Origin of the sequence: Aeromicrobium sp. (assembly GCF_032084975.1) — a bacterium.
Taxonomy (GTDB): domain Bacteria; phylum Actinomycetota; class Actinomycetes; order Propionibacteriales; family Nocardioidaceae; genus Aeromicrobium.
Map to the genome: position 1 here is coordinate 6031 of NZ_DAMDLR010000061.1, position 9457 is coordinate 15487.

Consider the following 9457-nt stretch of genomic DNA (forward strand, 5'->3'; position numbering starts at 1 on the left):
TGGTCGACGGGCTCGCTCCGGGCTCCCCGGCAGCCCTGCTCCGTGATCGCGTGGCCGCGTGGTTCGCCCTCGCGGCCTGGACCCTGTTCTGTGTGGCCGGGCCGGCCGTGCGCCTCGCGCCCGAGGTCCTCGGTCGTGACCTGGGCCTGCGCGACCGGGCCGAGCTGCTGGTGCTGCTCGGCGTCGTCGCCCTCGTGGCCGTGGTCGCGATCCTCGGCCTGCGCCGCCTGGTCGCGCACGGCGCTGCGTGGGCGATCCTGGCCGCGAGCCTGGGCATCGCCGCGTTCCTGGTCACGGGTCCCGGCATGGACCGGGTCGAGGGGATCGAGTCCGACGTCGCGCGGGTGCAGGAGGTCGTGACCGCCGACCTGCCCGCGTGCTTCGGTGCCGCGGAGATCGCCGCCAGGCTCGACGGTGAGCCGTGCGCGAACCCTGATCTGGCGGGGACCACGAGTCCGTCGCCCGAGCGGATCGGCCGCAACTTCGAGGCGTTCATCGACTGCTGGGCCCAGCCGTACGACGACGAGGTCGACGTCTGCGACCTCGGGGACGGCCCGCAGGACGCTCCCCGGGTGCTGGTGGTCGGCGACTCCCACGCACGGGTGCTGTTCGGCGCGTTCAGGCGCCTCGCCGAGAACGGGATCGTGTCCGTCACGGCGACGGCCAAGGCCAGCTGTGCGTGGAGCACGCACCCCATCGAGGACAAGGACCCGGCCCGGATCGCGTCGTGCGACGCGTGGCGCGTGAACCTCGCCGAGTGGCTGGACGAGCACGCCGGCGAGTACGACGTGGTCGTCACGACCGCCTACAGCGGGCGCATGGTCGGGCCGAGGCAGGACCGCGTCGACGGGCTGGTCGAGGCATGGCGGCCCGTCATCGCCGACGGTGTCCCGATCGTGGCGTTGCGGGACAACCCGCGGCTCGAGGACGACCCCGACGACTGCCTGATCGCCACCAGCCCGCAGGACTGGGAGGCGTGCGACGTCGCGCGGGACGACGTCGTCAACCAGTTCGACGCGTTCGAGCGCGCCGCGTCGCGGGTCGACGGGGTGGAGTTCGTCGACATGTGGCGCTACTTCTGCGACGACGAGGTCTGCCCCGTCGTCCTGGGCGGGGTCGGCGTCTACCGGGACTACAACCACGTCTCGGCGGGCTACGCCGAGACCCTGGCGCCGTTCCTGTACCGCGAGATCGCTCGCACCGGGGCACTGCACCCCTAGAACCTGCGCGAGCGTCCGGCGTCGATGCCACACTGGAAGCATGCGCATCGGCGTGCTCGACATCGGGTCCAACACCGGTCACCTGCTCATCGTGGACGCGTTCCGGGGTGGGCCGCCGCTGCCGGCGCACTCCTTCAGCGAGCCACTGCGGCTGGCCGAGCACCTTGACGCCGAGGGTCGCGTCACCTCCCACGGCATCGACCGACTCGCGAAGTACGTGGCCGAGGCCGCGTCGCAGGCCGAGGACAAGGGCGCCGAGCGCGTGCTCGCCTTCGCCACGTCGGCCGTGCGCGAGTCCGGCAACGTCGAGGAGGTCATCGACCGCGTCCACGACGCCAGCGGGATGCGCCTGCAGATCCTGCCCGGCGCGGACGAGGCGCGACTGACGTTCCTCGCCGTACGCCGCTGGTTCGGCTGGTCCGCCGGTCGACTGGGCGTCTTCGACATCGGTGGCGGCTCGCTCGAGCTCGCGGTCGGCGCCGACGAGACCCCGGACACGGCGACGTCGCTGCCGCTGGGCGCCGGGCGCCTGCCCCGCCGCTGGCTCGATCGCGGCATCTCGCAGGACGACCTGCGTCGCGAGATCCGCCGCGAGATCGGCGCCGTCGCGGGACCGTTGCTGCGCGCCGGCCAGTTCGACCGGGCCGTCGCCACCAGCAAGACGTTCCGCTCGCTCGCGCGGATGTGCGGGGCCGCTCCCTCCGGGGAGGGCCCGTACGTTCGTCGCGCGCTGCACCGCGCCGACCTGGCCGAGCTGGGCGTCGTGCTGCGCACCGCGTCCGACGCCCAGATCGCCGCGATGCCCGGCGTCTCGGCCGTACGGGCGCACCAGATGCGTGCCGGCGCCATGGTCGCCGAGGCCACGATGGACCTGTTCGGCCTCGAGACCCTCGAGATCTGTCCGTGGGCGCTGCGCGAGGGCGTGCTGATCGAGTACCTGGACCACCTGTGACCGGGCCCGTCCTACGCTGGGAGGTGTGAGCATGCCCACCGGTCATCCGATGGTCTCGCTGTCGACGTCCTCGGTCTACCCCGAGGGGACGGCAGCGGGATTCGAGACCGCTTCACGGCTCGGGTACGACGGGGTCGAGGTCATGGTCGGGCTCGACGACGTCAGCGCCGACACGACCGCGGTCAAGGCGCTGTCCCGTTCGCACGACATCCCGATCGTCTCGATCCATGCGCCCTGTCTGCTCGTGACGCAGCGTGTGTGGGGCACCGACCCGTGGGGCAAGCTGCACCGCAGCGCCGAGATGGCGCTGGACGTCGGTGCGGACACCGTCGTCGTGCATCCGCCCTTCCGGTGGCAGCGCGAGTACGCGCGCGGCTTCGTCGAGGGCATCGCTCGTCTCGAGGACGACTACGACGTCGCCTTCGCGGTCGAGAACATGTACCCGTGGCGCTCGGGCAAGCGCGAGTTCCAGGCCTACGCGCCGGGCTGGGACCCGGTGCCGTTCGAGTACGAGAACGTGACCGTGGACTTCTCACACTCGGCCACGTCACGCATCGACTCGCTGAAGCTCATCGACGACCTGGGGGATCGGCTGGCGCACATCCACCTCACCGACGGATCCGGGTCGATGAAGGACGAGCACCTGATCCCCGGACGCGGCACGCAGGGCTGTGACCGGCTCTTGGAGAGCCTGGCCCAGCGCGGCTTCACCGGCCACGTCGTCGTCGAGGTCAACACCCGCAAGGCCGAGGACCGCGACGCCGACCTGCTGGAGGCACTGGCGTTCGCGCGGCTGCACCTGGCCTCCGCGCCGGTCTGACTCTCAGGACCGCTGGGCCACGCAGAACTCGTTGCCGGCCGGATCGGTCAGGGTGACCCACCGGAAGCTCTCGTCACCGCGCTCGGCCACGAGTCCGGCGCCGGCCTCGCGCAGCCGCGCCACCTCGGCGTCGAGGTCGTCGGCGAGGACGTCCAGGTGCAGGCGGTTCTTGCCCGGCGTCGGCTGCTCGACCTTCTGGAAGGCCAGGACGGGGGAGCCGGGAACGGCGACCATCACGTACCAGCCGTCGTTCTCCTCGGTGATGGTGCCGCCGGTCTGCTCGGCCCACCAGGTGGCCAACGCCAGGGCGTCGGTCGTGTCGCACGTGATCATCGCGGGGGTGACAGTCATGAGTGCACGCTAGGACCGTCGTCCGACAGTTTCGTCGCGATGACGGAGCCGACGATCAGCTGCAGCTGGTGGTAGACCATGAGCGGCAGGATCATGAGGGGGAACGTCTCGGCCGAGAACAGGACGCTGGCCATCGGGAGTCCCGCCGCGAGGGACTTGTTCGTCCCGCAGAAGTAGATCGCGATGCGGGCCTTGCGGCCGAACGGCCGTCCCGCCAGCCAGGTGACCAGCGACGACACCGCGAGCAGGACGACGCACACGGTGGCCACGACCGCCGCGTCGGTCCAGTTCAGGACCTGCCAGACGTCGGCGTTCGTGCCGCGGCTGAATCCCGCGTAGACGACCAGCAGGACGGTCGAGCGGTCGAAGCGGCGCACCCCGACCTCGTGCGCGTCCAGCCAGGCGCCCAGCCACCTCCGCGCCACCTGACCGGCCAGGAACGGCACCAGGAGCAGGCTCACGATGCGCAGGACGGCATCGGCGTCGATCTTCGCGTCGGCGCTCAGCATGACGCTCACGAGCAGGGGCGTCAGGAACACGCCGAGCAGACTGGACACCGATGCGGCGACCACGGCGATCGCCCGGTCGCCGTTGGCGATCGAGGTGAAGGCCACCGCGGCCTGCACCGTGGAGGGCGCGACGCACAGGAAGAGCAGGGCGGACAGCAGTTGCTCGGAGATGACCGCGGGGGCCAGCGGCATGAGCATCAGTCCGAGCAGCGGGAAGAGCACGAACGTGGTCCCCGCGATGACGAGGTGGATCCGCCACGCGGTCACGCCGTGCACGACCTCGGCCGTCGAGAGCCGGGCACCGTAGAGGAAGAACAGGGCGACGATGCCCACCTGGACCAGGACCGAGACGACCTCCAGGGGGGTGCCCTGTGCGGGCAGCACGATCCCGAGGCCGGCCAGGCCCAGGATCCCCAGGATGAACGGGTCGATGCGCACCGGGCCACAGTAGGCCCGCCCCGCCCGCGTCCCGCACGGGCCGGGTGCGGCGGTCCCGAGGTGGCGTCGGTCACGTGGGGACTACGCTCGGGGCCATGAGGATCGCGGTCGTCGGTGGAGGCGTCATGGGTGGCACTCTCGTGACCGCCATGGTCCGTGCCGGCCACGAGGACGTCGTGGTCGTCGAGCGCAGCGCCGAGCGCCGAGCCGAGCTCGAGCGCGACGGTCACGCCACGGCCGAGGACGTCTCGGCCATCGCCGGCGCCGACGTCGTCCTGCTCGTCGTCAAGCCCCAGGACGTCGCCACCGTCCTGCCCGAGGTGGCCGCTGCCGTGCAGTCCCACGCCACCGTCGTGTCCCTGGCCGCCGGGGTCCGCACCGCCACGATCGAGGCCGCGCTCCCCGAGAGCGTCGCCGTGGTCCGGGCGATGCCCAACACGCCCGCCGTGATCGGCCGCGGGATGTTCGGCGTCTCGCCGGGTGCCAGCGTCCCCGCCGACCGGTTGGACGTCGTGGTCGACCTGCTGGCATCCGGTGGCGAGGTCGTCGTCGTCGACGAGTCCCGCCAGGACGCCGTGACGGCCGTCTCCGGCTCCGGCCCCGCGTACCTGTTCCACCTCGCCGAGCACATGATCGCCGCCGGTGTCGAGGGCGGTCTCGACCCCGAAGCCGCCCGCACCCTGACCGTGCAGACCCTGGTCGGCGCGTCCGAGCTGCTCGCCGGGTCCGACGACCCGCCCGAGGAGCTGCGCCGCCGCGTCACGTCGCCCAACGGCACGACGCACGCCGCGATCAGTGCCTTCGACGCCCACGGTGTCGGTGAGGGAATCCGTGCCGGCGTCCGTGCCGCCATCGCCCGCTCGGCCGAGCTGGGGTGACGGCCATGGACGAGCGCGCCGCGGTGGTGTTCGACAAGCACCTGACCGACTACGACTTCGGACCGTCGCACCCGATGGCCCCCGTGCGGGTCAAGCTCACGATGGCGCTGGCCGAGGAGCTCGGCGTCCTCGAGCAGCTGGACGTCGTCGGTGCGACCCCGGCCACCGAGGCCCAGCTGCTGAGCGTCCACACCCCCGACTACGTCGAGCGCGTCGTCAACCTCAGCAAGCACCCCACCCACAGCGATCCGGCCCACGGCCTGGGCACCGAGGACAACCCGGTGTTCGAGGGGATGCACGACGCCAGCGCGCTCATCGCCGGAGCCAGCCTCGAGGCCGCGCGCCTCGTCTGGACGGGGGAGCGGCGCCGGGCCATCAACGTCAGCGGCGGCCTGCACCACGCGATGCCCGGTCGGGCCAGCGGCTTCTGCGTCTACAACGACGTCGCGATGGGCATCCAGTGGATGCTCGACCAGGGCGCGCAGAAGATCGTCTACATCGACGTCGACGCGCACCACGGCGACGGCGTCCAGGCGATCTTCTACCACGACCCCCGCGTGCTGACGATCTCGTTGCACGAGTCCCCGAAGACGCTCTTCCCCGGGACCGGCTACTCGACCGAGGTCGGTGCCGAGGGGGCCGAGGGCTCCGCCGTGAACGTCCCGTTGCCGCCCGGCACGTCCGACGCCGGCTGGCTGCGCGCCTTCCACGCCGTCGTGCCGCCCATCGTCCGGGAGTTCGCGCCCGAGATCATCGTCAGCCAGCACGGCTGCGACTCCCACATGGACGACCCGCTGACGAACCTCATGCTGAGCGTCGACGGGCAGCGGGCGTCGTACCTCGCGGTGCGCGACCTCGCCGACGAGGTCACGCAGGGCCGTTGGCTCGCCACCGGTGGTGGCGGCTACGCCGTGGTCGACGTCGTGCCGCGCGCCTGGGCCCACCTGCTCGCGATCGTGAGCGAGAACCCGCTGCCGCCCGAGACCGAGACCCCCGAGGGGTGGCGTCGTGCGGTCGAGCAGCTGCGTGGCCAGCCGGCGCCGTCGCGCATGACGGACGGCCGCCGAGCGGCGTACCGACGCTGGGAGGACGGATACGATCCCGCATCGTGGCTGGATCGGTCCATCCAGGCGACTCGGGCCGAAACTTTTCCGCTGAACGGGCTCGACCCCTCGTACTGACCGGGGATCCGGGGCTTATCACGGTACGTGCGCGGTACAGATGGACTGCGATTAGCCCTGAGATGCGAGGAAGAACTTGGAGTTTCAAAATTTTGATTCCCACGGGACTCATCTGCCACTAGGCTTCCATCAAGCACGCGCGCTCACTCTCCGGTGGGGAAGCCGGAGAGCGCGCGTGCCCTGGGAGGATGGTGTGGAGATGTCCGAGGGAACTCGTTTCATGACCGTGGCCGAGGTGGCGGACCAGATCCGCGTCTCGAAGATGACGGTGTATCGCCTGGTTCACTCCGGTGAGCTCGAGGCCGTGCGCGTCGGCCGTTCCTTCCGTGTGCCCGAGCACGCGGTCGAGGAACTGCTGACGAAGTCGTACTACCAGGTCGGCTGACAGCCCGACCCGGCCCGTGGGGGACGGGCCGCGTCGGTGCCGACAGGGCCGGGGCCACCGCTGTTTGCGCGGTGGGTGCGATCGCCTACTGTTGGTCTGTCCTGTGTGGAAAGTCCAGATCGAAGGTGAGTCGTGGGTTCTGTCATCAAGAAGCGCCGTAAGCGGATGTCGAAGAAGAAGCACCGCAAGATGCTGAAGCGCACGCGAGTGCAGCGCCGCCGTCTGGGCAAGTGACGGATGTCCGAGGTCGTCCTGGTTACGGGCGCGGCCACGCCGGGCGTGGCACTTGCCGCGCGGCGCATCGCTGAGTCCGGCGACGTCAGGGTTGTCGCAGTCGACACCACCCTGCCCGCGGACGATCTCGGGTCCGTCAAGTTCGTGCGTGCGGACATCCGCACGCCTGTCATCTCCAAGGTTCTCGCTGTCGAGGACGTCGACACGGTGGTCCACATGGACCTCGCGCCGATGCGGTCGCGGGGCGCCGGCAGCGCCACCAAGGAGATCAACGTCATCGGCACGATGCAGGTGCTGGCCGCGTGCCAGCGCTCTGAGCGTGTCCAACGGGTCGTGCTGGCGAGCAGTTCAGCCGTCTACGGCGCCTCGCCGCGCGACCCGGCCGTCTTCACCGAGTCGGCGACCGCCCGTGGCGGGACGAAGTCCGGCTTCTCCAAGGACATCGTCGAGGTCGAGGGGTACACGCGCGGGTTCGCCCGTCGCCGACCCGACGTCTGCGTGACGACGCTGCGCATGGCGCAGTGGCTGTCGCCCCACTTCTCCACGGCGCTGGGCACGTACTTCTCCAACCCGGTCCTGCCCGTCCCGATGGGCTTCGACGCCCGACTCCAGCTGCTGCACCCCCAGGACGCCCTCGAGGTCATCGCCCGAGCCGCGCTCGAGGACCGGCCCGGCACGTTCAACGTCGCAGGCGACGGCGTGCTCATGCTGACGCAGGCCGCCCGGATCCTGGGCAAGCCCACCCTGCCGCTCGCGCCCCTGGGCTTCGGGCCCGTCCTGAGCCGTGCCGCCCACTTCATGGGCACCGACATCTCTCCGGGACTGCATCGCCTGCTGACCTACGGCCGGGTGCTCGACACCGACGCCCTGCGCGAGATCTTCGGCTACGCGCCCCAGCACACCACGCGCGAGACCTTCGAGTGGTACGCCGAGGTCCAGCGTCCCGGGCTCCTGCATGCGCTGGGGGTGACTCGATGAAGGACGACCTCAAGGGCATCGGCACGTCGGGTGCCGCCGGCCGCGGCAACAAGTCGACCTCGCCCTCGCGTGCCGCACGCTCGCTCGCCGGGCCGGGCAAGCAGACGCCCGCGGCGAAGCGGGCCGCCGCCAACAAGAAGGACGAGGACACGCAGCCGAAGCGCTCGACGAAGACCGGCCCGACTCCCGCCGGTGCCTCGACCTCGGCCAAGCCCGCGGCGAAGAAGTCCGCACCGAAGAAGCCGGCTGCGAAGAAGTCCGCACCGAACAAGCCGGCTGCGAAGAAGCCCGTCTCCGAGCAGGAGCCGCGGACCGCCGAGCCGTCCCGGCCCGAGGCGCCCGCGACCGAGGAGGGCCAGCGGCCTCGTCACCTCCACGCCGTCCCCGAGGAGGAGCCGTCGCACCAGGAGCCTCCCCGCGAGGCGACCGCCGACATCGACCCCGAGGACGTCGCGGCGGCCTTCGCCGACGGTGCGCGCCGACTGATGGGCACCGACTGGCAGGACCGCGTGCTCGAGATCGTGGGTGGCCTGCGCCGCCGGCTCTCCGGCGACTACGAGGTCGACGAGTTCGGGCTCGATCCCGAGGTGCTCGACCTGCTGTCGCTGCTGGTCGAGCCGTTGGCCGAGAGCTGGTTCCGCCTCGAGGTGCGGGGCATCGAGAACATCCCGACCGAGGGCGGAGCGCTGCTGGTCGCGAACCACTCGGGCACGATCCCGGTCGACGGGCTCATCACGGGCTACGCCGTGCGCAAGCACACGGGCCGGCCGATCCGGCCGCTCGGCGCCGACCTCGTGTTCCGACTGCCGTACGTCGGCCAGATCGCCCGCAAGATGGGCGCGACGCTGGCCTGCGCCGAGGACGCCGAGCGGCTCCTGACCTCCGGCGAGCTCGCGGCCGTGTGGCCCGAGGGCTTCAAGGGCGTCGGCAAGCCGTTCAGCGAGCGGTACAAGCTGCAGCGGTTCGGGCGCGGCGGCTTCGTCTCGTCGGCGATGCGCGCGCAGGTGCCGATCATCCCGGTCTCGATCGTGGGCGCCGAGGAGATCTATCCGCTGATCGGCAACATTCCCTCGCTCGCACGCCTGCTGGGGCTGCCGTACATCCCCATCACGCCGTTCTTCCCGCTGCTCGGCCCCCTCGGCCTGATCCCGCTGCCGAGCAAGTGGATCATCGAGTTCGGCGAGCCGATCCGCACCGACGCCTACCCGCCCGAGTCGGCCGACGACCCGATGCTGCTGTTCAACGTCACGGACCAGGTCCGCGAGACGATCCAGCAGACCCTCTACAACCTCCTCGTCGAACGTGGGAACCCCTTCCTCTGACGCCGGCCGGTCCGGGCCGCGCCCCGATCTGACGTTCGACGTGCCGACGCTTGAACCGTCGGACGATCTCGTCCACCGCCTCGCGATGGCGGCCCGGGCGAGCCGCCCCACGCCGGGCGAGACGCGCGGACGCCGGATCGCCCTGGCCGCGGCGGCGTTCCTCGGCGCCAGCGTCGTGTCGGTGGGGGG

11 protein-coding genes are annotated in these 9457 nt (G+C 71.2%); 9 read left to right on the plus strand and 2 right to left on the minus strand.

Going from position 1 to position 9457, the window contains the following annotated elements; translation table 11 throughout:
- The 3 genes from RT323_RS12900 to RT323_RS12910 form a co-directional block, all read left to right on the plus strand.
- Nucleotides 1–1220 (plus strand): SGNH hydrolase domain-containing protein (locus tag RT323_RS12900; protein WP_313409115.1); only part of this gene is annotated, 1220 nt, incomplete at its 5' end.
- Nucleotides 1221–1260: 40 nt separating this feature from the next.
- Nucleotides 1261–2172 (plus strand): Ppx/GppA family phosphatase, encoded by a 912-nt coding sequence (locus RT323_RS12905; protein ID WP_313409117.1) that lies wholly within the window; start codon nt 1261–1263, stop codon nt 2170–2172.
- Between the two features lie 31 nt (nt 2173–2203).
- Nucleotides 2204–2992: a sugar phosphate isomerase/epimerase gene (locus tag RT323_RS12910; RefSeq protein ID WP_313409153.1), complete on the plus strand. Its 789-nt coding sequence runs from the start codon at nt 2204–2206 to the stop codon at nt 2990–2992.
- A gap of 3 nt (nt 2993–2995) precedes the next feature.
- Here the strand turns inward: RT323_RS12910 and RT323_RS12915 are convergent, their stop codons facing one another.
- Both RT323_RS12915 and RT323_RS12920 read right to left on the minus strand, forming a co-directional pair.
- Nucleotides 2996–3343: a VOC family protein gene (locus tag RT323_RS12915; RefSeq protein ID WP_313409120.1), complete on the minus strand. Its 348-nt coding sequence runs from the start codon at nt 3341–3343 to the stop codon at nt 2996–2998.
- The gene (locus tag RT323_RS12920) at nt 3340–4290 is read right to left on the minus strand and encodes a bile acid:sodium symporter family protein (RefSeq protein WP_313409122.1); all 951 of its coding nucleotides are present in this window, start codon (nt 4288–4290) and stop codon (nt 3340–3342) included. The genes RT323_RS12915 and RT323_RS12920 overlap by 4 nt, the downstream gene beginning before the upstream one ends.
- Before the next feature lie 95 nt (nt 4291–4385).
- On the opposite strand from RT323_RS12920, the gene proC reads away from it, so the two are divergent.
- From proC to RT323_RS12950, 6 genes are all read left to right on the plus strand, one after another.
- Nucleotides 4386–5168: a pyrroline-5-carboxylate reductase gene (proC, locus tag RT323_RS12925; RefSeq protein ID WP_313409124.1), complete on the plus strand. Its 783-nt coding sequence runs from the start codon at nt 4386–4388 to the stop codon at nt 5166–5168.
- 5 nt (nt 5169–5173) lie between these two features.
- Nucleotides 5174–6349 carry an acetoin utilization protein AcuC gene (locus tag RT323_RS12930; RefSeq protein WP_313409126.1) on the plus strand — a complete coding sequence of 392 codons (1176 nt, stop codon included), beginning with the start codon at nt 5174–5176 and terminating at the stop codon, nt 6347–6349.
- A 199-nt stretch (nt 6350–6548) separates the two neighbouring features.
- The gene (locus RT323_RS12935; protein WP_313409128.1) at nt 6549–6734 is read left to right on the plus strand and encodes a helix-turn-helix domain-containing protein; all 186 of its coding nucleotides are present in this window, start codon (nt 6549–6551) and stop codon (nt 6732–6734) included.
- Nucleotides 6735–6866: 132 nt separating this feature from the next.
- On the plus strand, nt 6867–6968 hold the full coding sequence (locus RT323_RS12940) for a 30S ribosomal protein bS22 (RefSeq protein ID WP_019143756.1): 102 nt from the start codon (nt 6867–6869) through the stop codon (nt 6966–6968).
- A 3-nt stretch (nt 6969–6971) separates the two neighbouring features.
- On the plus strand, nt 6972–7946 hold the full coding sequence (locus RT323_RS12945; protein WP_313409149.1) for an NAD-dependent epimerase/dehydratase family protein: 975 nt from the start codon (nt 6972–6974) through the stop codon (nt 7944–7946).
- A complete protein-coding gene (locus RT323_RS12950) occupies nt 7943–9268 on the plus strand; it encodes a 1-acyl-sn-glycerol-3-phosphate acyltransferase (RefSeq protein ID WP_313409151.1) in 1326 nt (441 codons plus the stop codon). Before RT323_RS12945 ends, RT323_RS12950 begins: the two co-directional genes overlap by 4 nt.
- The last annotated feature ends 189 nt before the right edge of the window (nt 9269–9457 follow it).

Excerpts from the sequence above, each read along its gene's own strand:
- RT323_RS12905 (WP_313409117.1), top strand. The coding sequence starts at position 1,261 with ATGCGCATCGGCGTGCTCGACATCGGGTCCAACACCGGTCACCTGCTC.
- RT323_RS12910 (WP_313409153.1), top strand. The coding sequence starts at position 2,204 with ATGCCCACCGGTCATCCGATGGTCTCGCTGTCGACGTCCTCGGTCTAC.
- RT323_RS12915 (WP_313409120.1), bottom strand. The coding sequence starts at position 3,343 with ATGACTGTCACCCCCGCGATGATCACGTGCGACACGACCGACGCCCTG.
- proC (WP_313409124.1), top strand. The coding sequence starts at position 4,386 with ATGAGGATCGCGGTCGTCGGTGGAGGCGTCATGGGTGGCACTCTCGTG.
- RT323_RS12930 (WP_313409126.1), top strand. The coding sequence starts at position 5,174 with ATGGACGAGCGCGCCGCGGTGGTGTTCGACAAGCACCTGACCGACTAC.
- RT323_RS12935 (WP_313409128.1), top strand. The coding sequence starts at position 6,549 with ATGTCCGAGGGAACTCGTTTCATGACCGTGGCCGAGGTGGCGGACCAG.
- RT323_RS12945 (WP_313409149.1), top strand. The coding sequence starts at position 6,972 with ATGTCCGAGGTCGTCCTGGTTACGGGCGCGGCCACGCCGGGCGTGGCA.
- RT323_RS12950 (WP_313409151.1), top strand. The coding sequence starts at position 7,943 with ATGAAGGACGACCTCAAGGGCATCGGCACGTCGGGTGCCGCCGGCCGC.